Source organism: Arthrobacter sp. NPDC089319, from assembly GCF_040684925.1.
In the GTDB taxonomy this organism is placed as follows: domain Bacteria; phylum Actinomycetota; class Actinomycetes; order Actinomycetales; family Micrococcaceae; genus Crystallibacter.
In genome coordinates this window covers 540,042-566,445 of the sequence record NZ_JBFBGZ010000001.1, presented here as the reverse complement: position 1 = coordinate 566,445, position 26,404 = coordinate 540,042, and the positions used below count along the sequence as shown (strand labels likewise).

Below are 26,404 nucleotides of genomic sequence, written 5' to 3'. Positions count from 1 at the left end.
CTGAAGCGACCGTGGGCGACTGCTCCTGCGTGGTGAGTGTGAACTAGACATTAAATCTGGACCCAGTGCAACCGAGTTCCCTTACATACCAACCTCTGCAGAGTAACTTGTCGGAGGCGTGCGCGAGACTTAAGGTATGGCCCGTAGACAGGTTCTTCCTGCAAACCTCTCCCCCGCACAAGTTATCGCGTTGCAGAATGCCCTACTTGCGAACGCAGACCGGCTGCTGACGGCCGCGCTGACGATGCTCGAGCGCGACAACGTCCCGCTCGCTCGGTCGCTGGCGATACTCGGCATGGAGGAGTCGGGAAAGGCGATCGCGCTGCATGAGCGCCGGGTGCGCATCGTCCAAGCCCCGGAGGGAGAGTTGTTCGTCGACCAGCGACTCCAAGACCTGTGGGCGCAGCACACGCTCAAGCTCGCGACGGTGCACGACTTCCTGGTGCGCGAGGAGTACTGGTTCGCGGCCGAACCACCGGCACCGGAGGAGAACGCTCGGGTGCTCGGCACGATCGACGAATGGAAGCTGGACCACAACACGCTCAAGCAGCGAGGGTTCTATGTCGACGTCACAGAGGAGGGCGATCCGGTCACACCGACGGAGGTGGCCGACGCCGACGCCGTTCGTGCAGTCATCGGCTACGTGCATCAAATCGGCTGGCAACTGCGCCTCGGCGAGCACATTGAGGGCAAGCGGCAGCGCAGCCAACAGGAGGACGTACCGCCGGCGACCGAGGACGAGATCGAGCGAATGCGTCACGTCATGCGAGGTGTCGATCCCGTCATCGTCGAGAAAATGCTTGAGTCGATGCGACAGGGCAGGCAGGGTGAGAAGCTCAACAACGGCGCCTATACGTTCCAACTGCCGAGCAACGCCTTCGAGAACGTCGGGCAACCGGGATATGAGGCGCAGGACCGCGAACTGTGGGCGCTGATGGAAGACGCTTCACCCTCACCCGAGGAATACCCCGAAAAGTAGAAGCAGCGTGCTCTAAAGCTAGTCGTCTCAGAGATGTGAGCGCAGCCGCAGTTGTCGAGTGCCCCCTATTAGGCCACATAGACTGCCCTGGTCGTTCTGATGTGCATGTCGTTATCGTCAAGCGCCCGATCGACTCGTCAGGGCCAGAGGTTAGAGCGCAAACCTAAATTCCACCACGTTCCGTGGCCGAATAACCTTCAAAGTGCGCTGCCGTCGACGGGGTGTGGGACGAATCCACATTCTTGCTTGGGCAGGGGCTCTTGGGCACAGTCCATGCTCTATCACTGCTCTCGCTCGGAAACAGGGAGGCTGCCCGCCCAGACGATGTGTCCGGACGGGCAGCCTTTGGTGGGGTCTGTTCAGAGTCGTTTGACGCCGATGGTGTGGGCGGTGGTGAACTCCTCGATGGCCCATTCCCCGTTGAAGCGGCCCAGCCCGGAATTGCGTTCGCCGCCGAAGGCCACGTGGGCCTCGTCCTGCACGGTCATCTCGTTGACGAAGGTCATCCCGGCCTTGACCCGCTGGGCAAAGCGCACGCCGCGGTCCAGGTTCTGGGTGAACACAGCCGAGGACAGCCCGTAGACGTGGTCATTGGCCAGCTCTAGCGCGTGCTCCTCGTCGTCGGCCTTGAGGATCGCGACCATGGGGCCGAAGATCTCCTCGCGGGCGATCTCCATCTCCGGGGTGACGTCAGCGAACACGTGCGGCGGGACTACCCTGCCCTCGATGTCGCCGCCGGCGACCACACGGGCGCCGGCCTCCTTGGCTCCGGCGATCTTGGCCTTCAGGCCCTCCAACTGGGAGTCATTGACCACCGGACCGACCAGAGTGCCCTCCTGACCCGGATCGCCGAACGGTACAGACTTCGCAGCTCCTGAGAACTTCTGAACGAACTCGTCGTAGACCGGCGCCTGGACGATGATCCGGTTCACGGACATGCAGATCTGGCCCGAGTGCAGGAAGGTGCCAGGCACGGCCTGGCCGACGGCGGCGTCGAGGTCGGCGTCGTCCAGTACCACGAGCGGAGCGTTGCCGCCCAATTCCAGGGAGGTCTTCTTCAGGTGCTCCCCTGAGGTGGCGACCTTGCCCACGTTCTGGCCCACCGGCGTCGAACCGGTAAAGGAGATCAACCGCGGCACCGGATGCGCGACGAACTCATCGCCGATCTCCGAGCCGGCACCAACCACCACGGACAGCACGCCGGCCGGCAGACCGGCCTCCTCGAAGATCCGGGCAATCAACAGGCCGCCGGTCACCGGCGTGTCCGAGGCCGGCTTGATGACGACGGCGTTGCCCAGCGCCAGCGCCGGGGCCACCGAGCGCTGGGACAGGTGCAGCGGGAAGTTCCACGGGCTGATCACACCGACCACGCCAACCGGCTTGCGGTAGACCCGCATTTCCCGGTCAGGGGTATTCGAGGGGTGGATGGTGCCGTGCACGCGGGTCGGGAAGGACGCGGACTCTTGCGTGATGCCGACGGCCAGGGAGACCTCGATGTTGGCCTTGATGACGGTGGAGCCGGATTCCTTGACCAGCCAGGACACTATTTCCTCGCGGCGCGCCTCGAGGATGTCGGCGGCACGGCGGATGATCTTCGCGCGTTCGGACGGGGCGGTTGCCGCCCAGTCCACTTGGGCGGCCTCGGCGGCCTCGTAGGCCTCGTTTAGGTCTTCTACCGAGGCCTGGCGGATCTCGGCAACCACGGAATCATCGAACGGGTTGATGTCAGTGTTCACCTTCTCCGAGCGGCCGGTCCGCCACTGGCCGGCAATGAACTGCGCGTCCACAGGTTGACCGGCGAAGGTCGCGGTGGATTCCAAGGTGTTGGTGGTCATGAGTGGTACTCCTTGAGTCTGACTGAACATTTCAACCGTACTTGAGTCCTGGATATCCCCTGTCGGTGGGGTCACAGGAGTGCGGCAGCCGGCGTGCTCCTTTGGAAGGGTCCCGCCGCCTGGGAGCGGTGCCGGCCGGCGTCGCGCGGGAACGGGATGGAGGAGGTGTGGACTGTGGGCGCTAAGAGGCAACCCCCAGATAGGCATTGTGCAGGAGCGTCTCGTCCGCAAGGAGTTCCTGCGGGTCGCCTTGGAAGGTTACGGCACCGTTGGCGATAACGAGGGCCTCGTCCGCGATGTTCAGGGCCAGATGCGCGAACTGTTCCACCAGGACGACGCCGACGCCTGAGTCGGCGATCTGGCGAATGACGGGCAAGAGGCGGCGAAAGACGACTGGCGCCAAGCCCAGGGACATCTCGTCGATCAGCAGATACTTGGGTTCGGCGAGGATCGATCGTGCCAGGACGACCATTTGTTGCTCTCCGCCGGACAGGAGTGCGGTCGGGGAATCGAGGCGTTTGTGGAGTTCGGGGAAGAGCCCTATGGCGCGGTCGATGGCAGAGGAGTCCTTGGTGGCGAGCCGCATCGTCTCGCGGACCGTCAGCGAAGGGAAGATCGCCCTGCCCTGCTCAACATGTTGAATGCCGTTCCGTGACCGTGACCGCGGTGACGCCGGCCGGAGGTCGGTGCCATCGCTGGCGATGAGGCCGTCGTATGTGCGCAGGATTCCTGAAATGGCCTCGAGCAGGCTGGTTTTGCCCGCACCATTGGGGCCCACCAGTGTCGCAACCTGGCCGGGGCCCACCTGGAAAGAGACATCGTGGACAACGGGCCCGATGCCGCGACGGACGGCAACGTTTTCGAGCTTGAGCGTCATTTGGATTCGACCTCTCCCATGTAGGCTGCCTGGACTTCCGGGTTGCTGAAGACCTCCTCGGACGGCCCACGCGCGATGACCTGGCCGAAGTTCAAAACGGTGACCTCCGTGCAGACACTGCGTACCAGATCCAGGTCGTGCTCAATCACCAGCAGCGTGACACCGAACCGCTCGGGAATCTGCCGCAGCCGTTCGGCAAACCTGAGATGTTCCTCGTGGGACAGCCCGGCGGCCGGCTCGTCCAACAGCAGCAGTTTGGGCCGCGCGGCCAGGGAGGCCGCGACCTCGATCAGGCGGCGCGTTCCCACGTCGACCATCTGCAGCGGTGTTCCGGATTCCGGACAACCGAGGAAATCCAAGGCCGCCCTCACTTCCTGCTGGCCAGCCGAGGCCCCTGCGACAAAGCGGACGTAAGCGCCGACCGTCATTGTAGGCGGCACACGGTCTTGTTGGAACGTTCGCCGCAGGCCCAGATGGGCCCGCTGGTGAGGCGGTACGGCCTGGATTGGTGTATCCCCGAGCAGGATCACGCCGTCGTGGTTTGACACGAAGCCGGTGAGCGCGTCGATGGTGGTCGACTTCCCTGCCCCATTAGGCCCGATCAGGCCCATGATGGATCCCTCGCGGACGCTGAAGCTGACATCGTTGAGCGCCTTCAGGGCGCCGAACTGCACCGTCAGGTTCCGCACGTCGAGCAGCACTTTGCCGCTCCCCCGGGGCAGCTGGCTCCGGAGGGGTTCAAGGCCGGCCAGCCGCGAGTCGGTCTGCTGCAGGCCGCGGGCGCGGCGCCGTTTCACGAGCGCGTTTCGCAGGTCCGCTCCGAGGCTCGAGTTCATGGTCAGCGCCTGGATGCCGAGCAACGAAAAAGCCACGTTGGACCATTCCAAGGGAACTCCGACCCGCTTGAGCAGTTCCGGAAGCAAGACGAACACCACGGCGCCGAGTAACGCCATCTCGAGGAAGTGCGCCCCGACGACGATGCTCAGCACATACAGTCCCAAGGATCCGATGGTCTGGAAGGTGGTGAAGTTGACCTGTGCGATCTGTCCGACAGTCAGCCCTCCAGCGATACCTCCCACGAATGCCGAGGTTGCGAAGGCGGTGAGCTTGGCCCGGGTGACGCTTTGGCCAACAGACGCGGCGCCACGTTCCGAGAATGCCACGGCACGCCACGCCGAACCCCAGCGCCCACGCTGCAGCAGGCCCACGGCCAGCACCACCAGCAACGTCACCACGGCTGTGAAGATGAAGTACTCCCGGTCTCCGGCGTCGGAAAAGGCGATACCGAAGGGCCGCTCGATCCGCTCCACGGAAGCAGCATCCGGGAAGGCGGTGCGCTGGAAGGTCAGGTCGACGGCAGCGGCGATGCCGAGGGTGACGACTGCGAGATTCACACCGCGCAACCGCAACGCCGGGAGCCCGACGACGACGCCCACCAGGCTAGCCATGATGCCGCTGGCCAACAACGCCAACGGGAAGGCGAGCAATCCCAGCGACGAGGCCAGCTGCTGCTCCAGGAGCAGGTATTCCAGCACCCAGGCGCCGATGGCCGCGAAGGACAGTTGGCACAGAGCCATCATGCCCGCAGTGCCGGTGACGACCCCCAACCCGGCAAGCGAGATCCAGGCGATGAGCACCGATGTTCCCACGAAGACCCAGTAGGCGGGCAGCGCGAACCCGAGTGCCATTGCCAGGACCAGCCCGGCACCGCACGCAAGGAGCAACCCGTTCTTGCCCGAGAGCAGTTGTTCAACGCGCAGCATCCCACTTCTCCTTCCGCTGGTTCCATAGCAGGAAAACGATGACGGACAGGATCGGGACCCAGTCCTTGAGGTTCACCAGATCCGGGAACGCTGTGAAGAGCCCCTGGAGTCCGCCGATGAGCAGTCCCCCTATGATGGTCAGTTCTAGGTTCCTGAAAGCGCCGACCAGAGCCGCGGCGGCGGCCGGTACCATCAGATTCACCATGGAGGAGGCGCTGGAGACCTGGGCGCTGCCCAGCATGAACACCACCAGTCCGGAGATGGCTCCCGAGACCGCCCAAACGGCGACCTGCCACCCGGTCACGTTGACCTTTAGCAGGGCGGCGGCGCGCGGGTGGTCGGATATGGCCCGCAGCCGGATCCCCACCGACGTGTAGCCCAAGAGCAGCCGCGCCATCCCGGCAACGGCCACCCCGAGTACCAGCATGGCCACCCCTGCCTTGGTGACGACGATGCCTCCGCTGCTCCAGGCGGGGCCGACGAACAGGGGTGCCAGCGGCTGCGGCCGGGTGCCGAAGAAGATGGCCGACATCGACAACAAGCCCATCAGGACGGCAACCGTCACCGCGGAACGGGCGGTCGCTGAGGCCTGCCCCAGCCAGCGGCTGACTACCCAGCCCACGATGACAGAGACCGCGGCCGCGGCCGCGATAGCCAGTGCCGCCCGTCCCAGAGTGGAACCGTCAGGCCCGATCAGGCTCAGCGACAGGTAGGCGGCAAAGACTCCGACGGCGATCTGAGCGAAGTTGATCACCCGCGTTAGCAGTGCCATCAGGGTCAGCAAGACCCCGAAGGTGGCGTAAATGGTGCCGGCGCTGAGACCGACGACAAAGGATGAGATGAGGTCCATGATTCTCCTCGAGTGGGCCTGTCCGGCGTGCCTTTGACGTGACCGTCAGTTCTTGACGGCCTGCGTGGGAACCCAGCCGCGCTCCTCACCGTCAAGCACCGGCCCCACTGCCTCCCACGCCGTCTGGCCGGCAGCAAGCTTCACAGGGAACACCGTCTGGTTAGGGTGGTGGGCGGTGTCGGAACCGAAAATCCATTCGTCTTGGGCCATGGGGTCGTTGATGCTTTCCGTCATCGCGGTGGCCGCCTTCGTGAAGGCCTCGCGCGTCGGCTCGCCCTCGATGGACTCGAGGATGCTGATGAAGTACTTGGCCGCCAGGTAGCCGCCTTGGGCGAAGGAGGTCTTTTCCACCTTGTGCTCGTCCATGACCTGTGACCACTCGCTGGTGGTCTCGCCGTCGTCGCCGTAGGGTGCGAACTCGGCGGGGACGAAGATGTCTCCCTGATAATTAGCGGTGAGGGCGAACTGGTCGGAATACACGGCAGTGGTGGCCAACACCGGCAGGTTCAGGCCTTGGTTCGACGCCTCGCCGAGGAAGCCGATGACGGCGTCGGCGACATCGTTGATGAACACTGCATCACAGTCCTGGGAGCGCAGCTGGGAGATGTTCGCAGCGTAGCTGGACTGGCCGCGGGTCAGGCTGTCATCTAAGTAGGCCAGCGACTGGCCGCTGGCTTTCTCCCAGGCCTCGATCGACTGAATAACCGCAGGTTTGGCCGAGGCCGGTTCCGTGGTGATGACTGCGCAGATCTTGTCGAATCCGAGTTCTCCCGATCCGTGGCTGAGGCTCATGAACGAGTCGAAGAATGGCCCGGCGTTGGCAGGGGCAATGTTTGGAGTGGTTACGCATTCAGGTTCAGCTCCCACCGCCGGAATGCTGACCACTCCGGCGTCCTCGAAGGCGCGGTGGTTGACAGCGCAATCCACGAGCGACGCGGAGCCCACCATGGCGATGGCGCCGGCGTTGAGCGCTTCCTTGGCCGCGGTGGCCGCAGTTCCGGGATCAGTCTTGTCATCGATCACGCTGTACTGGATCGGGCGGCCGTTCAGGCCGCCGGCGGCATTGTAGTCCTCAAAAACGGCTTCTGCCGCTTGAGAGGCTTCCGGAAAGAAGGACAAGCCGCTGAGCGCGGACACGACGATCGGTTCACCGGTCGCCGCGTTGTCCGTGCCGGACGATGCGGCGCCCGCGCATCCGGTCGCCATAAGCAGGGTGGCTGCAGCCGAAGCAGCTGCGGCCATCCGAAAACGCCGAGAATTCATGATTTTCCTTACTGATGGTGTTCCACGATCCTGCGGAGAGGCAGGGACCGTGGAAGTGAGGTGTGTCATACGGTTTCTAGAAGACTAGGCAGTGCCGATTTCGATCCAGTGCACGCAATTTGCATCTCAGCGCAGGTCCCATGCCGGTCGGCACCGAGCTGCAAATGGGCACAGTTTTCAAGCCCCTGCGCGGGCTGCGGCGGGGCTTGGCCGTAGGCTGGGTTTTGGTTAGCCGGCCCGGCGGTCCCGGGATTCCGCCCTTTCGTCGGACAGCAGCCCGGGACCGGATACGGCGTTGGTCAGGCGATGTTGAGGACGGCCTTAATGGTCTCGCCGCTCTTGGAATCGGCGACCGCCTGGTCAATCTGATCGAAGTCGTAGAACTTCACGAGCCGGTCGAACGGGAACCGGCCTTGACGGTAGAGGTGGATCAAGGCGGGGATGAGTCGTTCGGAACTCGCGGAGCCGCCCAGCGTGCCCACGATGCGCCGCCCGAACAACGTCCGCTGGTGGTCCAGGGAGAACCGCGCCTCGGCCGGGGCGCCTCCGATGAGTATCAGAGTTCCCAGCATGCCCACCGCCTCCGCGGCCTGCTCGATCACCGGGACTACACCCGTGCAGTCGAGCACGTAGTCAGCGGCGCCACCGCAAATCTGCAGTACCCCCTCGACCGGGTCAACGCGGCCGGAGTTGATCACGTGGGTGGCGCCGAGTTCCATTGCTAGATCGAGCCGAGAGTCGTGCAGGTCGATGGCCACGATGGTCGTGGCCGGGGTGTTCTTGGCGGCCATCACCGCAGCCAGCCCGACGGCACCGGCCCCGAAAATGACCACGGATTCGCCCACCTGCGGATCGGCAGTGTTAAAGACGGCGCCGGCGCCGGTGGTGATGCCGCATGCCAGAGGCCCCAGCAGGTTCAGCGGAATGGCTTTGTCGACCTTGACCACGGCGGATGCCGGGGCCAGGGAGTACTCCGCGAACGACGACTGTCCAAAGAAGTGCCCGGACAGGGCCGTTCCGTCGGCGCGCCGGTACCCGGATTCTCCGGCCTTGGGTCCCGAGAGCCGGTGGCCGCCACACAGCGCCTCGCCGATGCGCTCACAGTAGCGGTGCTCGCCCCGCAGGCAGTTGCGGCACTGGCCGCAGTACGGCCAGCCCATAACAACGTGGTCGCCCACGGCGAGGTGGTCGACCCCGTCGCCGAGGGCTTCGACGATGCCGGCCCCTTCGTGGCCGAGGACGCCGGGCAGCGGAAGCGGCATATCGCCGGATTGGGTGTTGAGGTCGGTGTGGCAGACACCGGTTGCCACCACCTTGACCAGGATCTCCCCCCGCCCCGGGGCGTCCAGTTCGATCTGTTCGCGTACGAAGGGTTCGTTCTTGCCTTCGACAATCAGCGCGTCGACTTTCATGTTGCTTCTCCTGCAGTCTTGTTTCCTTCGACCGTGACAAGGACCTTCACGATCTCCGGGTCGCCCTCGGCGAGCCGGTCGTACATGGCGGGCAGCTCGTCGAGCGTGCACGAATGGGTGAACATGGGGTTCGGATCAAGCGTCCCGTCGCCGACGAGTGCCATGAGCTCGTTCATCCGGGTCAGGTCGCCCAGCCCGGTCCAGATCGTCGCGTTCTTCATGAGCAGGCGGCCGAAGTCCAGCGTGAAGGGCTGCGACGCGATGCCGAGTTCTGCGATCCTGCCTCCGACAGCCACGACCTCGCAGGCCATGTCCATCGTCGACTGGACGCCAGCTGCGTCGACCACGGCCGCTGCTCCGACGCCGCGGGTCAGGTCCCGGATAACCTCGACCGTGGCGTCGTCGGGAGCCATAACCGCGTCAGCTCCGAGCTTTCGGGCGAGCCGGCGGCGGGACTCCACCGGGTCGACGGCGATCACCTGGCTGGCCGCGGAGATCCGCTTGGCCGTGTGCACCGCCGACAGGCCGACCGGTCCGCAGCCGAACACCGCGAGGGTCTCGCCCGGTTGGGGCCGGGCCTGGCGGACACCGGACCAACCCGTTGAAAGGATGTCCGCCACGGCAATCGCCGCGGCGTCGCTCACTTCCTCCGGCACCTTGACCAGGCTCTGATCAGCCCACGGCACGCGGATCAGCTCCGCCTGGGCGCCGTCGAGCCCGCCCATGGCCGGGCCCGATCCGAGGATTCCCCCGCGCTGGCACAGCTGGTGCTGTCCCCGCTGGCACATCTCGCACGAGCGGCAGTAGGGCGCCGCCGGCCCGGTGACGCGGTCTCCGATTGAGAACCTCGTCACGGCGGACCCGAGGGCCTCGATCTCACCGACGTATTCGTGGCCGATCGGGAAACCGGTCTCGGGAGTGATGTGGCCGGCGCGGATGTGCAGGTCGCTCCCGCAGATGGCTGCCGCATGAACCCGGATCAGGGCGTCCGTCGGATTCAGCAGCTCCGGATCGGGCAACTCTGCGACGGTTACCCGCCCCACCTCCGGGAAAAAGGCCGACCTCACCACTGGTTCACCACCTGTCGGGTGGCAGCCAGCAACGTCAGCGCCGCATCCGATCCTCCGACCGTGCTCGCCGTATGCGTGGAAGTGTAAACCGACACCAGACCGGAGTCTGGATCCACCGCCGCGACGGAACCGCCCGCACCCTGATGCCCAAAGGAACGGCCGCCGAAGTAAGGGAAGTGCCCGTGCGCCAGTTCCACGCCGGAACCATAGCGGGTGACGTGGGCCAGCGTGCGGTCCATCCCGTGCCGCTGTTCCGCGATCATGTCCTGCAGCTCCGCCGTCGACAGGACCGGCTCTTCCGTCCCATGGCCGAGGACCGCGTTGAGGATCTTCGCCAGGTCCCGCGCCGTGCTGATCCCAGACATGGCCGGCCAGTCAGACTGAATGACCCGCCGGTCCGAGAAGAAGCCCGGGGAATCCGTGAGGATCGGGAGCATCGACCCGTCTGCAATGGCCCGTCCGGCCATCATCGCGGCGACCTGGCCCTCGGTGAGGATCGGCGAGTCGAACGTCAGAGGCGCCAAGGTAGACAGGATCCCGTCCGGCGCACCGAACCAGAAATTGGCTCCGGCCGGGCCTGTGACGTGTTCAGCAACGTACTGCTGCACCGATGTCATGGCCGAGTGCTTGAAAACCCCTGACATGAGGGCACCGAACGTGAAAGCGCCGTAACCATGCTCGGTCCCGGGTTCCCAATGCGGATCCTGGGCAGCGACCGCGTCATCCAAGGCACCGGCGACCAGGTCCTCGAGGGACAGTGGCTTGTCGACGGCGTTGATGCCGCTCGAATGGTTCAGGACCATGCGCGCGGTGATCGTCCGGGCCGCATCGCGGTCGAAGGCCGGCCACGTCTCGGCAAGCGGCTGGTCCAGGTCAAGGACGCCGTGCCCATGGGCGTGGGCGGCCGCGATGGCGACGACCAGCTTCGACACGGAGTACACCTGAACCGGGGTGTCCTGGCTTATCGAGCCGCCGGCCAAGTCCACGAGCGTCTCACCGTTCCGGGTGACCACCAACTGGGCGCCGCCCTTAGAGCGGGCGAGGGCCCGGGAGAACGCCTCGCGGATTTCCGCACCCAGTCCGCTATGCGTGCCCGTAACTTCGGCGACGGGGGGCAATTGCTGATTCATCAAAGCTCCTTTAGACGGTTACGTACTGACGCCGAACCGAGTCATAGAACCCGGGGGTCTGCCGTCTCGGCACCGTGATTCCGAATTTTGTCTCCAGGTCGGAGATCAGTTGGTCCAGAAGGGCAACATCCACCTGGTTAACGTTGCGGCGCACGTCCAGGAACGGGAAGTCGCCCTTCAGATTGGGCCGGAACTCCTCGCGGATGTAACGCAGCGCCTCAGCGTTCTCGCCCGTGAGGGTGGCCTTGATGTCCGCGACGACAAGCTGGGCCAGCTGGTCGAAGGTGGCCCAAGCGTCCGCCCGGCTCGGGTGCAGCACCCCGATGCCGTAGAGGTTCGGGACATTCAGGGCGAGGCCGCCAAGGTGAAAGTGCGGATGCCCCGCCTCATAGTCGACCGCGCCCTCGGGCAGCCAGGGGATGTCGATGTCGTAGCCGGTTGCGAACACCACGAGGTCGATCTCTTCGCGGCTTCCGTCGTCGAACTCCACATCGGTGGCGTGGAAGCGCTTGATGTTGGGCCGGTGCTTCAGCGTGCCGTGGGAGAAGCAGTGCAGCACCAGGTCGCTGACGATCGGCTGGGTCGACCCTAGGACAACGCCCTCGGGCTTGGGCAGGCCGTAATGGCTCAGGTCGCCCACCGTGGAGAGAGCGAGGTTGATGATGTCGATCAGCTCCAGCCCGTCCGCCACACCGGGGACGGACGGCAGATCCACCTTGCCGTTAAGCAGGTCCGGGGTGGGCACTCCGAAGACCTGCTTGGGGAGGAAATGGTAGGCACGGCGCGTCGACAGGAACGCGGCCTCAGCATGTTCGGCGGCGTCGACGGCGATGTCCACTCCGGAGTTTCCGGCGCCGACGATGAGCACCCGCTTGCCCTTGAACTGCGCCGGATCCTTATAGCGGTTGCCGGTGATGATCGCCCCCTGGAACTCCTCCTCGCCCTCGAAATCCGGCTTGAACGGAAGCCACTGCTGCCCACCGGCATAGACCACGCCCCGGTAGAGCCGTTCGCTGCCGTCGCTGAAACGGACCGTCCAGGCATCCGTGTCGGAGACGAGGGTCGGCCTGGCCTCGACCACCTCGAGCCCAAAGCGCGTGCGTTCAGTGAGACCGTAGGCATCGGACATTTGGCGGATGTACTGCAGCACCAGGCGCCACGAGGGGTACATCGGGTAGTCGTCCGGCATCGGGAAATCCAGGAAACCGCCCAGCCACTTGCTCGTGATGAAATGGCAGGTCTCGTACATGGGAGAACCGGCGCTGTCGATGTCCCAGATCCCGCCCGGTGCCGAGTGTCGTTCGACAATCTCTACTTCAACGTCAGCCTTGAGCAGCGCTCTTGCGGCGATCAGTCCGCTGGGTCCGGCTCCAACGACCAGGTAGTTCGCCGGAACTTCGATGTTTGTGTTCATGTCTCAGGTCCTTCCACCAAAACGCTCTAATCGGTGGCGTTTCCCTCGACGTTACGTCGGTCACAGGACCTCATTCTTCAAGGTCCGTGCACCTCGATGACATCTCAGCGCGAAGACTGGTTCGCGAAGCATTCCTGGCGGTAGGCGCGCGGCGTCATCCCCATCTCGGCCCGAAAGAGGGTGGAGAAATGCGTCGCATGCACGAAGCCCCACCGGGACCCGATGGCGCCCACGCTCAGGTGCTTCAAGGCCGGGTTGGACAGATCCGCCCGACACTTTTCCAAACGACGGTGGCGGATCCATACAGCAACGCTCGTGCCCGCGTCACGGGCAAGGTTATGCAACGACCGCACCGACATGAAGCAAGCATCCGCGATCATCAATGGATCTAGATCCGGGTCGGCCAAGTGGTCCTCAATCCAAGACACCACCGCATTCCACTGTTCCAGTCTCGGATCGCCCTTCAGTGCTCCCAGTTCGGTTCCCATATGGGTACATAGAGTCTCAAAAAGGTTTGCCACGTTCTGCCCCAGGCGGTGCTGGACAAAGGCGGGCAACAGGGCAAGACGGCCTTCCATGCCCGCGATGGTCTCCAGCACCACGGACACGACCGGGTCGGAACCGGGCATGTGGTGGGCCAACAACGGATTTATTTGCGTGGGTTTAATGGCGACAAGTTCTGCGGGAACTACAACTCCCAGACCTTCGAAGGGACCGTCAAACTCCAGCGTGTAGGGCTTCGATGTGTCATAGACGGTCGCATCGCCAGGCCCCAGTTGTGCCATACGGCCTTCCTGGATGACAACGGCTGAACCTGATAGATGCAGACACAGCACGTAGTGCTGCGGGTCCCCGACCCTCAAGTGATGGGCCGTCCTATCGAGCACATGCGTCGAGGCGCTCACCCGGGACAGACGCAGGCGCCCCTGTTCGACGGTGCGCATCGAAGCCTTGAAGGAAGTGTCCCATGTGTCGATCCTTGCCGGGACGAAGGCCGTGGCAACGCGCTGACCCCACCCGTCCGCATCGTCGACCCGGTGCGCGTTATCGCTGTCTCCAAACCGATGCTGCATAGCAGTCCCCCATACGTGGAATTCGAACGTCACGGCGTCCGCTAGCGGAGATCTTCAGCCTGGGTTCCCACAACTGGCCGGGCATCATCACGGGGAGCCGCCAACTCAGTGTCGCACAGATCACAGTTGACATAACAAATACCCAGTCACGAGGTCGCCGGGCTCATTCACAGACTGCGAGAGGGAGCGACCTATTCACTGGAGTCAGGTAAGAACTCCAAAAAGCCCCGACCCGGCTGGGCTTGCCGCCACGCTAGTTGCGATACCACCCGACACTTGGAGACGGCACCAGACGTTACAGCGCAAACCTAAACTCCACTCGTTCCGTAGCTGAATAACCTCTTAGCAGGCAGCCGTTGGCAGGTCTGCCTGTACAAGCAGCGCCAGAATTCGACGTCAACGATATAGCCCTGCCCGGGGCCGGCCTGATTCTCACCGAGTCCACCGACTGACTAACTGCCTGACGGGTGCATCCCAGCGAGTCGCCGCCGACATCCGCGGCATATAGCTTTCACCCTTGTACTACCCAACTGGTTGCTTGGGAGCCGGATGTGATTTTTCTACGCCTGACCTCTGCTGGCGAGGCGTCCTTTCCAGCATCTGCCCTACTCGCAGGATCGCATCATGGATTGAATCGGTATCGGCAACTGTCAGCTGCTGCAGGACCAAGCCGTCGAGGGCTGCGAAAATTGCGCGCGCCAATGGGCCCGTGTCTTGGTAGCCGTGTTTCTGCAGCGCCTGCTGCATCGAGGCGACGTAGTTCTCATAGAGCTTGACCGCTGAGGGGCGGAGTTCAGGTTTTCGCCGGGATTCCAAGATCATTTCGTACTGGAACAGCTGCAGCTCCGGTTCTGCCTGGACGAGTTCCACGAGGGCACGAGCGAAATCCTCGTCGACTTCCTCAGTGGCCGATAGATCGCTGAGACGGATGGACCGAGCAGAGGCCCATTCCATAGCCGCTTCCAGCAGTGCGCTTCGTGAACCGAAGTAGTGGGAGATCAGCGTGTTGTTCACGCCTGCCCGCTCCGCAACGGCGCGGTAGGTCAGGCCCCGCAGCCCTTTTTCGGCCACGACTCCTACGACGGCGGCCAAGAGGGCTTCCCGCCCGTCGCCGTATTTATGTGCTCGTCCACTGGGCATGAAACGAGTCTATCTACACAGGTGGTCCGATCTCCTAAGTGCCTCGGCCGCTCCGTAAAAGAACTCTTCCGAATCTATTGACGACCACAACTAAGCAGGTGCATAGTTGTAAGGACGTGCCCCACCTCACACCCACTTGTCGACGAGTTCCGGCATTCTTCATTGAAAGGTCCCGTGATGACCAACCCAAACTCACCCGCTGCCGCCGTTCCGGCAGCGGAACCGTCACTTCACAAGACGCTGCGTTGGCAGGATGCTTTTGCCTTGGCCATGGCCGTCTCCGGCGGATTGTTTGTCTCCTTCGGCGCCACGATGGCCGCCATTGGTGCACTGTCTGCACTGTTCATCTGGGCGCTGGCGGCAGGAATCGGCTGGCTCCAAAACAACCTCTTTGCCGAAATGGCGTCCATGTTCCCGAACAAGCCGGGTGGAGTTCCCGTCTATGCACACGAGGCATGGAAGGAACGTTTCGCGCCCGCCGGTGCGCTGGCCACTTTCGGTTACTGGTTCGGCTGGTCCGCGGTCATTTCAGTCGTCAGCTTCACCGCCGGCGCGATCATCCAGGCGCGTTGGTTCCCGGACCAGACCTGGGCGCTGGACCTCGGGATCGCCCAGATCGGGCTGAGCCAACTGATCGGTATCGCCCTGATCCTGGCCATCATGGTCCCTAATCTCTTCGGTGCGCAACCCGCCGCTTGGGTGAACAAACTCCTCGGTGCGCTGCTGGTCATTCCGCTGCTGATCTTTGTTGTCTCGCCCATCATCAGCGGTAACTGGCACGTCGAGAACCTCACTTGGGGCCTGGGCGGCGAAGGTGCCGACCACTGGGGCGGGTGGCAGGACGCGATTGTCTGGCTGTATCTGGTGGGCTGGACCGCCTACGGCACAGAAATGTGTGCCGCCTTCACCCCGGAGTACAAGTCACGCAAGGACGCCAAGCGCGCCCTGTCCGCATCGGGTGCCTACACCTTCGCCATGTTCGCCTTGGTTCCGCTGGGCGTTGGCGGCCTGATCTCCCGCGAAGACGCAGCGGCCGACGTTGGCGGCGTCTTCGTCAACGCCTTCGCCAGCGTCCTGCCCGCAGGCCCGATGGCGGACATCATGCTGATCATCTCCATCGGCGCGCTGCTCATGGGAGTCAACGCCAGCATGGCAGACGGTTCCCGTGCCCTCTACGGCGCGGCTCTGGACGGCCTGGTTCCCCGGCAGTTCGAGAAGCTCAACAAGCACCAAGTACCCGCCCGAGCGATCCTGACCGCCGTCGTCATGAATATCCTGCTGATCATCTTCGTCTCGAACCCGATCTCGATCCTGGTCGCGGCGAATCTCGGCTACCTGCTGGCCATCCTGTTGGCCGTCAGTGGCTTCATCATCCTGCGCAAAGACCACCCCCAGATGCCTCGACCCTTCCGTGCCGGGCGGACCGCAATGCCACTGGCCATCACGCTAACCATCTACGGTGCCGTCGTGCTGGTAGTTGGCTCGCTGTCCTCCGAACTCACGGGTTACGGCGGAGCACTGGAACTCTCCATCGGCGTCGGCATCCTGTTGCTCTCCCTGGTCCTCTACGCCATTCGTCGCCGCGGCCAGGAAAAGCTGCCGTTGCTCCGCGAACCGAGACGCACCGCGTATCCGGCTGCAGATCCCGTATCCACCCCCGAACCGACCAACTAGACCCACTCGGAGATCACCATGACCTCACCCGTTTTCCACACCGGCCACACCGAAACCCAGTACGAACAGTTCGAAGTCGGCCAGGTCCAATGGCTGCGCCGCAACGGCGACGGCGGCAACCAGGCCCTCGCGTCCGGCATCTGGCATGTCACTCCCGAAGACGCCCCGGAACCGTTTGATTTGCCGATCGAAGAAGACGAGACCATCTACATCGTCTCCGGCCACCTCCACATCGAAGTCCTCGACGGTGACACCTTCGATCTGAAGGCCGGCAGCATGGCCTCCTTCTCCAAGGGAGCCAAGACCCGCTGGACCGTCGTCGAGCCCACCGTCGAATTCTTCGTCTACAGCTGAGCCGGACCGGAAAGAGAACCACCATGAGCACAACCACCGACGTCCTCATCATCGGTGCCGGATTCGCCGGCCTCACCGCGGCGCGCGAACTCACCCAGCAGGGGCGCACCGTCAAAATCCTCGAAGCACGCGACCGGATCGCCGGCCGCACCTGGGTGGAAGAGCGGATGGGCCGCGGCCTTGAACTCGGAGGCACCTGGGTCCACTGGGTGCAGCCCCATGTATGGGCCGAGATGACCAGATACGGCATCGGAGTGGTCGCCGGCCCGGAGTTCGAGAAAGCCTATTGGTGGGCCGACGGACAACTGCACGAGGGGCCAGCCGAACGGGTACTGGAGATCATCGACGAGCCCAACAAGCGCCTGTTGGAGCAAACCCGTGAACTGATCCCGTTGCCGTACCAGCCCCTGAGCAATCCCGCGGTCAAGGGCGTGGACCAGGAGAGCGTCTCCAGCCGGATCGACGCGCTGAACCTGGACGAAGAAGCCCGCCAGCTTCTGCGCACCTTCTGGTCGCTGAACTTCAACGGAAAAATTGAAGACGCGGCCTTCACTCAGGCGCTGCGCTGGTGCTCGGCGGCCAGCGGCGACTGGATGCTCATGTTCGAAGCGTGCGCCACCTACAAGGTGCAGGGCGGAACGGCCGCCCTGGCCGCCGCGATCCTGGCGGACACCACCGCGGACCTGCACCTCAACAGCGTCGTCAAGCGAGTAGAGCAGAACGACGCCGGGGTCACCGTCACCACCGCGGACGGAGCAGTCCATTCGGCCAAGGCGGTCATCGTCACGTTGCCGCTGAACGCACTGGATTCAGTTGAGTTCTCGCCCGCGCTCTCGGAAGGCAAGCAAGCGGCCGCCGCGCGTGGCCAGGCCGGTTTGGGCGCGAAATTGTGGATCAAGGTCAAGGGCAAGTGGGACCGTTTTGTGGCCTTCGGAGCCGAGGACTGGCCAATCAACTTCGTACAGTCGGAATACTTCGACGAGGACACCACCACCCTGGTGGCCTTCGGACCTGACGGACACGCTGTCGATGTCGAAGACACGGAAGCTGCGCAGGCCGTGCTCGAGAAGCTCGTCCCCGGCATCGAGGTCCTCGAGATCACCGGACACTCCTGGGTCGGCGACGAGTTCGCCAAGTCCACTTGGCCTATGCACTACACCGGCTACCTGTCCGAAAGCCTCGAGGAAATGCAGCGACCCGAAGGGAACGTTTTCCTCGCCGGTTCCGACTACGCCAACGGCTGGGGCGGCTTCATCGACGGCGCGATCGAAAGCGGCCTGAACACCGCGCGCGCCGTCACTGGCAAGCTCGACCGACACAAGTAATCGATGACACTTTGAGCCTGCAGTCCGCTGATACAGGCAACTCACGCACATCCCGATCTGTAAGAAAGAACGCACTATGAGCATTACGACGACCACGCATGCCAGCTACGCCACCGCGGCCGACCTGCTTGCTGTCATCCAGCCGTCTACCGGCGGCCGCGACATCCTGGACCCGGCCACCGGCGAACTTGTCGGCCGCGCGCCCGAACACACGGCAGCGGACCTCGAAGCAGCCGTCAGCGCTGCCCGTGAGGCGCAGCCGGGATGGTCGGCCCTCGGACACGAGGAGCGCAGCGCTTATCTGAACCGTGCCGCCGACGCCGTCGAAGCTTCGGCCGAGGCCCTCGCGGAGTTGCTCTCCCGGGAGCAGGGCAAGCCGCTGAACGGGCCGAATGCCCGCTTCGAGGTCGGGGCATGCACCGCCTGGCTGCGCGCCACGGCATCCTTCGAACTCGAGCCTGAAGTGCTGGTCGACGACGGCGGCCGGGCCGAACTGCACTACCGCCCCCTCGGTGTCGTCGGCGCGATCGGGCCGTGGAACTGGCCGATGATGATCGGCGTCTGGCAACTGGCCCCGGCCCTGCGCATGGGCAACACCGTCGTGATGAAGCCCTCGAGCTCCACACCGCTGTCGGTCCTCGCGCTGGTGCACGTCCTCAACGCCGCACTCCCTGGCCGCGTATTGCAGGCAGTCTCCGGCGACCGGACCGTCGGCAACCTGCTGGTCGAACACCCCGGAATCGCGAAGATCATGTTCACCGGCTCCACAGACGCGGGCAAGGCGATCATCCGCAACTCCGCCGACACCGTCAAGCGGCTGACCATGGAACTCGGCGGCAACGACGCCGGCATCGTGCTCCCCGATGCCGACCCGCAGACGATCGCCGAGGACCTGTTCTGGGGCGCCTTCATCAACACCGGCCAAACCTGCGCCGCGCTAAAGCGCCTGTACGTGCACGAGGACATCTACGAAGACGTCGTCACCGCGCTAACTGAAACCGCGAAGGCCACGCCCATGGGGGTCGGCCTGGACGAGAACAACGTGCTTGGCCCGCTGCAAAACAAAAACCAGTTCGACATCGTGGCCAACCTGGTCCAGGCGGCCAAGGACTCCGGCGCCCGCATCGTCCTCGGCGGCAACCCCGAACAGGGCCAGCCCGGCTACTTCTACCCCACCACCCTGGTCGCCGACATCGACAACGACAACCCGCTCGTCGCCGAGGAACAGTTCGGCCCGGCACTCCCGATCGTCAAGTACTCCAGCGTGGACGAAGCCATTGAAATGGCCAACGCCCTGAATGTCGGCCTCGGCGCCTCTGTATGGTCATCCGATAAGGACAAGGCCCGCGAGGTCGCCGCCAGGATCCAGGCCGGCACGGTGTGGATCAACAAGCATGGTGCCGTGGACCCGCGGGTACCGTTCGGCGGCGCGAAGCAGTCCGGCTACGGCCTCGAATTCGGTGTCGAAGGCCTCAAACACCTCGGCCAGCCCCACGTGATCAGCTACTAAAACATCGCACCGCAGGCAATGGGGCCCATGGCTGCCAACGGCCCCATTGCCTGCTCAAGATGCAATTTCACGCGAAGACCAGAATATTTGACTCGCCCTGTCCAGTAGCGACAGTGGGCGACTTCCAGTGGTGAACAGGCTCGTCGACGACGAAACCCCTATCCCCGGGGAACGGCCGCGGGGTCAGAGGACCTTTTTCACCACGCTGGACTTCAGTTGCATCCGCCCAAAGCCGGGGACGGTCGCATCAATGTCGTGATCGCCCACGCCGTCCTCAATGAGCCGGATGCCGCGCACCTTGGTGCCGACCTTCACCACACCGCCACCGGCGCCCTTGACCTTGAGGTCCTTGGCGATCGTGACCGTGTCACCATCGGCGAGGATGTTGCCAACGGCGTCCTTGATCGAAACGGCCTCCGGCGTCGTGGCCTCGGCCGAGTCTTTCGGCCATTCATGGCCGCACATCGGGCACACCAGCAAGGCGCCCTGCTCGTAGCTGAACGCCTCGTGGCACTCCGGGCAAGCCGGCAGACCGTCAGACATTGAAGCGGAACTCAACCACGTCGCCGTCGACCATGACGTAGTCCTTGCCTTCGATCCGCACCTTGCCGCGGGACTTGGCCTCGGCCATGGATCCTGCGTCGACCAGGTCGGCGAACGAGACGACTTCGGCCTTGATGAAACCGCGCTGGAAGTCCGAGTGGATGACGCCGGCGGCCTGCGGTGCGGTGTCGCCCCGGTTGATGGTCCAGGCGCGCGCTTCCTTCGGCCCGGCCGTCAGGTAGGTCTGCAGGCCCAGGGTGTGGAAGCCAACCCGCGCCAGCTGGTCCAGCCCGGATTCGTCCTGGCCGTTCATCTCCAGCATCTCGCGGGCCTCTTCCTCGTCGAGCTCCACGAGGTCGGCTTCCAGCTTGGCATCCAGGAAGACGCAGTCGGCCGGCTCCACCAGCGCGCGCAGTTCGGCCTGGCGCTCCGGGCTGCCGAGCACGGCGTCGTCCACGTTGAACACGTAGATGAACGGCTTGGCGGTGAGCAGGCTCAGTTCCTTGAGGTTCTCCACGTCCAGCTTGTCGCTCTCCATAGAGGCGAAGACGGTGTCGCCGCGCTCCAGCACCGCCTGGGCCGCCTGCATGGCAGCCAGCTCCGCGGCGTCGCGCTTCTTGATCTTGACTTCCTTCTCCACCCGCGGAATGGCCTTCTCCAGGGTCTGCAGGTCGGCCAGGATCAGCTCGGTGTTGATCGTCTCCATGTCCGAGCGCGGGTCCACCTTGCCGTCCACGTGCACTACGTCGGGGTCGTCGAAGACGCGAATGACCTGGGCAATGGCCTGCGCTTCGCGGATGTTGGCCAGGAACTGGTTGCCCAGCCCTTCACCTTCGGACGCGCCCTTGACGATGCCGGCGATGTCCACGAAGGACACGGTTGCCGGAAGGATCCGCTGCGACCCGAAGATCCCCGCCAGCTGGCCCAGCCGGGGGTCCGGCAAGGAAACCACGCCGACGTTCGGCTCGATGGTGGCGAACGGGTAGTTCGCCGCGAGCACGTTATTGCGGGTCAGCGCGTTGAAGAGAGTTGATTTGCCGACGTTGGGCAGTCCGACGATGCCAATAGTTAGAGCCACGGTAGTCAAGGATACCGTGGCCGGGACACAAGCACCGGCGTTCCCTGTTTTGTCCGAGGCAGCTGGCATCGTGAAGGCATGGATGCTTCGCATGTACTTCTCGCACTTCTGGCCTTGTTCGTTGGCGCCGCGGCCGGGGCCGTGGCCATGGCTGTCCTTTTGCGCCGCCGCCTGGCGGATCTGCAGGACGCTTCAAAGCACGACGGCGACCGGCTGGCAGAGCTCTCGACCCGTCTCGCCGGGGTGGAGGCGGAACGCCGGATGCTTGCCGAACAGAACCGGCAGCTCTCCGCCCAGGATGAGCAAGAGAACACGGTGCTGCGCGCCCTGATCCCTGTCGGGGAGAAGCTCAAGCTGGTCCAGCAGCAGGTCAGCCTGCTGGAACGGGACCGTGTAGAGCAGTTTGGCCAGCTCGCCGAGCAGCTGCGCGCTGCCCAGCGCAGTGACGAGGCACTGATGCGTTCCACGCAGACGCTCGCCTCGGCGTTGCAGTCCAACTCGGCCCGCGGGCAGTGGGGCGAGGTCCAGCTGCGCCGGGTTGTGGAAGCGGCTGGCATGCTCCCCCACGTGGACTTTGACGAGCAGGTGCACCTGGCCGGCGCCGACCGGACCGGCCGCCCGGACATGCTGATCCGCCTGCCCGGCGGAAAGTCCATCGTCGCGGACGCCAAGGTGCCGCTGCGGGCCTACCTTCAGGCCCAGGAGATCCCGGCGGCAGCATCGGCTGCCGAGCAGCAGCAACGTGCCGACCTGCTGGCGGCCCACGCCAAGGCCGTGCGCGGACATGTGGATGCGTTGGCGGGCCGGAGGTATTGGGAGCAGCTGCAGTCCTCACCTGAGTTGGTGCTGTGCTTCCTGCCCTCGGAAGCGGTGCTGTCCGCCGCCCTGCATGCTGATCCGGGCCTGCTGGACCACGCGTTCGCCCGCAGCGTTGCCTTGGTCTCCCCCGTCTCGCTGCTGGCCACGCTGAAGTCGGTGGCGTTTACCTGGCGGCAGGAGGTCCTCAAGGACAACGCCCGCGAGATCTTCGACCTGTCCCGGCAGCTCTACGAGCGGCTCGGGACGCTGGGCGAGCACGTGACCCGGCTGGGTTCATCGCTGAAGAGCTCGGTCGAGCGGTACAACTCGTTCGTCGGGACCTTGGAGTCGAGGGTGCTGCCCACCGCCCGGAAGATCAATGCCTTCGACGCAACGGTGCTGGAGGAACCCGCGGCGCCGGCAGCGTTGGAGAATACGCCCCGGCTGCTGTCGGCCCCGGAACTTATCGAGAACAGGGACCCGGCCGCCTAGCGCGCCGGTTCAGTCTCCTGCGGTGCAGCGGCCCCGGGCAACCGCCCGGGGCCGCTGCCCTGCAGGCTTTAGCTGGTGGGGCGGGTGACCCTGCCGCCGAGGCCGCGCGATTCGTCGCCGCGTTCCTTGAGCGTGGCGCGCAGTTCCTTCGGCAGCGAGAAGAGAATGTCCTCCTGGGCAGTGACCACTTCCTCCACCTCGCCGTAGCCGTAGTCGGCCAGCAGGCTCAGGACCTCGCGCACCAGCACCTCCGGCACGGAGGCGCCCGAGGTCACGCCGACGCTGGCCACGCCCTCGAACCAGGATTCGTCCACCTGATTGGCGAAGTCAACCCGGTAGGCCGCTTTGGCGCCGTATTCCAGGGCGACCTCCACCAGCCGGACCGAGTTGGAAGAGTTCGCGGAGCCCACCACAATGACCAGGTCCGATTCCGGAGCGATCTTCTTGATCGCCGCCTGGCGGTTGGAGGTGGCGTAGCAGATGTCGTCGCTGGGCGGATCCTGCAGAGCCGGGAAGCGTTCGCGAAGGATGGAGACGATTTCCAAGGTCTCGTCAACGGAGAGCGTCGTCTGCGAGAGCCAGATTAGTTTGTTCGGGTCGCGCACCTGCACGGTCCGCGCCTCGTCCGGGTCGTTGACGATCGTGGTGTGGTCGGGGGCTTCGCCGTAGGTCCCTTCGACTTCTTCGTGCCCCTCGTGACCGATCAGGAGGATCTCGTTGCCATCGCGGGCGAAGCGCACCGCTTCGCGGTGCACCTTGGTGACCAGCGGGCAGGTGGCGTCGATGGTGCGCAACTGCCGGTCCGCGGCAGACTGCACCACGGCGGGGCTGACGCCGTGGGCTGAGAAGACCACCAGCGCCCCTTCCGGAACCTCGTCCGTCTCTTCAACGAAGATGGCGCCCTTTTCCTCCAGGGTGGACACCACATGCACATTGTGGACGATCTGCTTGCGCACATAGACCGGCGGGCCGTAGTGCTCGAGTGCCTTTTCGACGGCGATCACGGCACGGTCCACGCCGGCACAGTATCCGCGGGGAGCTGCCAGCAACACCTTCTTGTCGCCGTCCACGGGCGTGGCTGACGCGATCTCGTCAGGAGTGCGTCGCTTGCGGGGAACGGTAGGCATGGAAAGGGAGACTGCTGTACTGGCCATGCCTCTATGCTAGCCCGTGGCCTTCTTCCGCCGGTCCCCGCCCAGCAAGGCCCGCAGGGTGAAACCGGCCACGGCAACCACCAGCCCGGCGCCGGCGAAAACGATGGCCCAGGAACGGAAATCCGCCACCGCCAACCCGGCAAGCCTCCCCACAAAGGTGGCCGCAAGTTCGCTGCTGGCCGCCGCGCCCTCCGCCAGCGGCGGCGCCTGCACTGCCGCCAGCCAGAGGATCCCGCCCAGCAGCGCCGCGCCAATACCGGCCCAGGCCAGTGCCGTAGTGGAGCGGCGTGCGGCCAGCAGCATCAGCACCAGCGCGGCGGCCGCAGCCAGCGCCGCCACCCACCACTGCGCGGCCAGATCCTGCCAGAAAGTCAGCTGGTCCGCGGTCTGGGCTGAGCCCAACGGGACCAGCACTCGCTCCGGCACCGGAAGATCGGCGCCCAGGGCGTCCGCTACCCGCGTAACCGCCAGGCCCACAATGGGAGCAATATCCAAGGTGATCCCGGCTTCTGACTCCGCCCCGCCGGAAAACGTCAGGGTGTGCGAGTTGGCCAGGGTTTCATTCAGCGCCTGCGGAAAACCGTCCAGTTCGGTGACCGCTCCGGCAGTCCGCTCGACGATGGGGCGCACCAACTCCCGCAGGCCTGCCGGCAGGTCTGCGCTTCCGGCCATTTCTTCCGTGACCGCGGAGGCAAGCGCCGCACGGAAGTCCGCATCACTGCCAAGAGGTGCAGCCAGCGACACGAACCCATCGCGATCGAACACGCGCTGGTTTGCCCAGGCTCCGCAGAGCGCCGCGCCGGCGAGGAGCACCGCCAGAAGCCCGCTCAGCACGGCCAGTAATGCGCGCACTGCTACCTCCGTCCCTTGCTTCCAGCAGGTGGTCCGGCAGCGGCCCGCGAGCCCTGCCCCATTTGTACCTAGTACAACAGAGAATCGGAATGACGGGGATAGCTGGTAAGAATGTAGAGTCTTCGGCAGCCGCCGTAAGCACACGGATGCACACTGCCGGAGGGGGCAATTCATGGAGTCAGGCGGGGTCCAAGGCGCGGACACCGGGAAGTCGACCCTGCCCCCGACGGCCAACCAGACCACGGCGGAGAACCCCTGGCCGCTGCGGATGCTCTCCCAGAAGCTCAAGATGCACATCGACCGCGTGCCGCCCACCTGGGTTGAGGGCCAAGTCATTGAGCTCAACCGCCGGAACTCAACGACCTACCTGACCCTGCGGGACACCGACGCCGAGGCATCCTTCAGCCTGGTGGTCTGGGGCAGCGTAATGGCCCGCCTGGAGATGCCACTGGAACCAGGCTCGCGCGTGGTGGCGCAGATCAAGCCGGACCTTTACATCAAGACCGGCCGGCTGACCATGCAGACCCGCGACATCCGGCCGGTGGGGCTCGGAGACCTGCTCGTGAGGCTGGAGCGGCTGCGCCGGGCGCTGGCCGCCGAAGGCCTGTTCGACCCGTCGCGCAAGCAGCGCCTGCCGCTGCTGCCGCACCGCATCGGCCTCATCACCGGCCGGGATTCCGACGCCATGAAGGACGTCATCCGGAATGCCTCGCTGCGCTGGCCGGCCGTCGAATTCGAGGTGCGCGAGGTTGCCGTCCAGGGCGTGAACGCGGTGGCCCAGGTAATGCGGGCCGTCGCGGAACTCGACGCCCGCCAGGACGTCGATGTCATCGTCATCGCCCGCGGAGGCGGATCGCTGGAGGATCTGCTGCCGTTCAGCAACGAAGATCTGGTCCGCGCGGTGGCCGCGGCAGCCACGCCGATTGTCAGCGCCATCGGGCACGAAGCAGACCGTCCGCTGCTGGACGACGTGGCAGACCTGCGCGCCTCGACGCCCACTGATGCTGCCAAGCGCATTGTCCCGGACGTCAGCGAGGAACTGCACCGGATCGGCCAGGCCCGCGCCATGCTGGCCCGGCGGGTGGAGCAACTGGTCCACCGCGAAACGGACCGGTTGGCCACCCTGCGGAGCCGTCCGGTGATGGCGAATCCTGCGGGCATGGTGGATGTCCGGACAGAGGACATCCACCGGCTCATTTCACGGGCCCACCAAGCACTCTCCACGGCAGTGCACCGGGATACGGACCGGATTGCCCACCTCAAAGCGCAGGTTCGTGCCCTTTCGCCCCAGAACACGCTGGACCGCGGCTATGCCGTGGCCCAGCTGCCGGATGGCCACGTGCTGCGCGATGCAGCCGACGCTCCCGCCGGTACCCGGCTGCGCCTCCGCCTCGCGGTAGGCGAGGTCGCCGCCGAAACACTCCCCTGACGCCGCTCCCGAATACCCACAGACTCCAACAAAAATTACCTGCAGCGAAAGCGAGAACCCGATGACAGAGCAGCCAGCAGTGCCGTCCGACGTGGCGTCCTTGTCCTATGAACAGGCACGCGAAGAGCTGGTAGCCGTTGTCAGCCAACTGGAAGCCGGCGGCGCCAGCCTTGAGCAGTCCCTCGCACTGTGGGAGCGCGGCGAAGCATTGGCCGCCCGCTGCGAGGCCTGGCTGGAAGGTGCGCGCCAACGTTTGGACGCGGCGCGCGTTGCCACCAACGCCGGGCAGCCGCCGCTCAGTGCAGGCAGTGCCGGCACTCCGGGATCCCCGATTTCCCCCGTTTCTCCGCTCTAGCCCGCCCGGCACGCCCACCAGAAGGTTTGCCCCG

The 26,404-nt window shown here is 64.9% G+C and carries 23 protein-coding genes; 8 read left to right on the top strand and 15 right to left on the bottom strand.

What is annotated here, in order from left to right; genetic code table 11:
• Nucleotides 1-136: 136 nt before the first annotated feature.
• Nucleotides 137-979, top strand: a complete 843-nt coding sequence (locus tag AB0N75_RS02760) for an AbiV family abortive infection protein (protein WP_364644695.1) — start codon at nt 137-139, stop codon at nt 977-979.
• A gap of 359 nt (nt 980-1,338) precedes the next feature.
• On the opposite strand, the gene AB0N75_RS02755 is transcribed toward AB0N75_RS02760, so the two are convergent.
• From AB0N75_RS02755 to AB0N75_RS02705, 11 genes are all read right to left on the bottom strand, one after another.
• Complete coding sequence (locus tag AB0N75_RS02755; RefSeq protein WP_364644692.1) at nt 1,339-2,814, bottom strand: aldehyde dehydrogenase family protein; 1,476 nt, start codon at nt 2,812-2,814, stop codon at nt 1,339-1,341.
• A 181-nt stretch (nt 2,815-2,995) separates the two neighbouring features.
• The gene (locus AB0N75_RS02750) at nt 2,996-3,691 is read right to left on the bottom strand and encodes an ATP-binding cassette domain-containing protein (RefSeq protein ID WP_364644689.1); all 696 of its coding nucleotides are present in this window, start codon (nt 3,689-3,691) and stop codon (nt 2,996-2,998) included.
• Nucleotides 3,688-5,454, bottom strand: coding sequence for an ATP-binding cassette domain-containing protein (locus AB0N75_RS02745; protein WP_364644686.1), 1,767 nt, complete (start codon nt 5,452-5,454; stop codon nt 3,688-3,690). Before AB0N75_RS02745 ends, AB0N75_RS02750 begins: the two co-directional genes overlap by 4 nt.
• Entirely contained in the window at nt 5,441-6,304 is an 864-nt protein-coding gene (locus AB0N75_RS02740; protein WP_364644683.1) for a branched-chain amino acid ABC transporter permease, read from the bottom strand. Before AB0N75_RS02740 ends, AB0N75_RS02745 begins: the two co-directional genes overlap by 14 nt.
• Before the next feature lie 45 nt (nt 6,305-6,349).
• Nucleotides 6,350-7,567: an ABC transporter substrate-binding protein gene (locus AB0N75_RS02735; RefSeq protein WP_364644680.1), complete on the bottom strand. Its 1,218-nt coding sequence runs from the start codon at nt 7,565-7,567 to the stop codon at nt 6,350-6,352.
• A 299-nt stretch (nt 7,568-7,866) separates the two neighbouring features.
• Entirely contained in the window at nt 7,867-8,979 is a 1,113-nt protein-coding gene (locus AB0N75_RS02730; protein WP_364644677.1) for an NAD(P)-dependent alcohol dehydrogenase, read from the bottom strand.
• The gene (locus AB0N75_RS02725; protein WP_364644674.1) at nt 8,976-10,046 is read right to left on the bottom strand and encodes an alcohol dehydrogenase catalytic domain-containing protein; all 1,071 of its coding nucleotides are present in this window, start codon (nt 10,044-10,046) and stop codon (nt 8,976-8,978) included. The genes AB0N75_RS02730 and AB0N75_RS02725 overlap by 4 nt, the downstream gene beginning before the upstream one ends.
• Nucleotides 10,043-11,179: a serine hydrolase domain-containing protein gene (locus tag AB0N75_RS02720; RefSeq protein WP_364644671.1), complete on the bottom strand. Its 1,137-nt coding sequence runs from the start codon at nt 11,177-11,179 to the stop codon at nt 10,043-10,045. The genes AB0N75_RS02725 and AB0N75_RS02720 overlap by 4 nt, the downstream gene beginning before the upstream one ends.
• Before the next feature lie 10 nt (nt 11,180-11,189).
• A complete protein-coding gene (locus AB0N75_RS02715) occupies nt 11,190-12,593 on the bottom strand; it encodes an NAD(P)/FAD-dependent oxidoreductase (protein ID WP_364644668.1) in 1,404 nt (467 codons plus the stop codon).
• A 104-nt stretch (nt 12,594-12,697) separates the two neighbouring features.
• Nucleotides 12,698-13,699, bottom strand: a complete 1,002-nt coding sequence (locus AB0N75_RS02710) for a helix-turn-helix domain-containing protein (protein WP_364644665.1) — start codon at nt 13,697-13,699, stop codon at nt 12,698-12,700.
• A 489-nt stretch (nt 13,700-14,188) separates the two neighbouring features.
• Complete coding sequence (locus AB0N75_RS02705) at nt 14,189-14,806, bottom strand: TetR family transcriptional regulator (RefSeq protein ID WP_364644662.1); 618 nt, start codon at nt 14,804-14,806, stop codon at nt 14,189-14,191.
• 177 nt (nt 14,807-14,983) lie between these two features.
• Here AB0N75_RS02705 and AB0N75_RS02700 point away from each other — a divergent pair, with 177 nt between their 5' ends.
• The 4 genes from AB0N75_RS02700 (at nt 14,984) to AB0N75_RS02685 (ending at nt 19,669) form a co-directional block, all read left to right on the top strand.
• Entirely contained in the window at nt 14,984-16,480 is a 1,497-nt protein-coding gene (locus AB0N75_RS02700; protein WP_364644660.1) for an APC family permease, read from the top strand.
• Nucleotides 16,481-16,498: 18 nt separating this feature from the next.
• On the top strand, nt 16,499-16,834 hold the full coding sequence (locus tag AB0N75_RS02695; RefSeq protein ID WP_364644657.1) for a cupin domain-containing protein: 336 nt from the start codon (nt 16,499-16,501) through the stop codon (nt 16,832-16,834).
• A gap of 23 nt (nt 16,835-16,857) precedes the next feature.
• Nucleotides 16,858-18,159, top strand: coding sequence for an NAD(P)/FAD-dependent oxidoreductase (locus AB0N75_RS02690; RefSeq protein ID WP_364644654.1), 1,302 nt, complete (start codon nt 16,858-16,860; stop codon nt 18,157-18,159).
• Nucleotides 18,160-18,235: 76 nt separating this feature from the next.
• Complete coding sequence (locus AB0N75_RS02685) at nt 18,236-19,669, top strand: aldehyde dehydrogenase family protein (RefSeq protein ID WP_364644651.1); 1,434 nt, start codon at nt 18,236-18,238, stop codon at nt 19,667-19,669.
• Nucleotides 19,670-19,852: 183 nt separating this feature from the next.
• Here the strand turns inward: AB0N75_RS02685 and AB0N75_RS02680 are convergent, their stop codons facing one another.
• The gene (locus tag AB0N75_RS02680) at nt 19,853-20,212 is read right to left on the bottom strand and encodes a zinc ribbon domain-containing protein YjdM (RefSeq protein ID WP_364644648.1); all 360 of its coding nucleotides are present in this window, start codon (nt 20,210-20,212) and stop codon (nt 19,853-19,855) included.
• Entirely contained in the window at nt 20,205-21,290 is a 1,086-nt protein-coding gene (gene ychF, locus AB0N75_RS02675; protein ID WP_364644645.1) for a redox-regulated ATPase YchF, read from the bottom strand. The genes AB0N75_RS02680 and ychF overlap by 8 nt, the downstream gene beginning before the upstream one ends.
• Before the next feature lie 78 nt (nt 21,291-21,368).
• On the opposite strand from ychF, the gene AB0N75_RS02670 reads away from it, so the two are divergent.
• Nucleotides 21,369-22,580, top strand: coding sequence for a DNA recombination protein RmuC (locus AB0N75_RS02670; protein WP_364644642.1), 1,212 nt, complete (start codon nt 21,369-21,371; stop codon nt 22,578-22,580).
• A gap of 68 nt (nt 22,581-22,648) precedes the next feature.
• Here AB0N75_RS02670 and AB0N75_RS02665 read toward each other — a convergent pair whose 3' ends face one another.
• Together AB0N75_RS02665 and AB0N75_RS02660 are read right to left on the bottom strand one after the other, a co-directional pair.
• Nucleotides 22,649-23,734: a 4-hydroxy-3-methylbut-2-enyl diphosphate reductase gene (locus AB0N75_RS02665; protein ID WP_364644639.1), complete on the bottom strand. Its 1,086-nt coding sequence runs from the start codon at nt 23,732-23,734 to the stop codon at nt 22,649-22,651.
• 9 nt (nt 23,735-23,743) lie between these two features.
• Nucleotides 23,744-24,586 carry a hypothetical protein gene (locus AB0N75_RS02660; RefSeq protein WP_364644636.1) on the bottom strand — a complete coding sequence of 281 codons (843 nt, stop codon included), beginning with the start codon at nt 24,584-24,586 and terminating at the stop codon, nt 23,744-23,746.
• Nucleotides 24,587-24,758: 172 nt separating this feature from the next.
• On the opposite strand from AB0N75_RS02660, the gene xseA reads away from it, so the two are divergent.
• Both xseA and AB0N75_RS02650 read left to right on the top strand, forming a co-directional pair.
• Nucleotides 24,759-26,015, top strand: a complete 1,257-nt coding sequence (gene xseA, locus AB0N75_RS02655; protein WP_364644634.1) for an exodeoxyribonuclease VII large subunit — start codon at nt 24,759-24,761, stop codon at nt 26,013-26,015.
• A gap of 61 nt (nt 26,016-26,076) precedes the next feature.
• The gene (locus AB0N75_RS02650; RefSeq protein ID WP_364644631.1) at nt 26,077-26,370 is read left to right on the top strand and encodes an exodeoxyribonuclease VII small subunit; all 294 of its coding nucleotides are present in this window, start codon (nt 26,077-26,079) and stop codon (nt 26,368-26,370) included.
• Nucleotides 26,371-26,404: the final 34 nt, after the last annotated feature.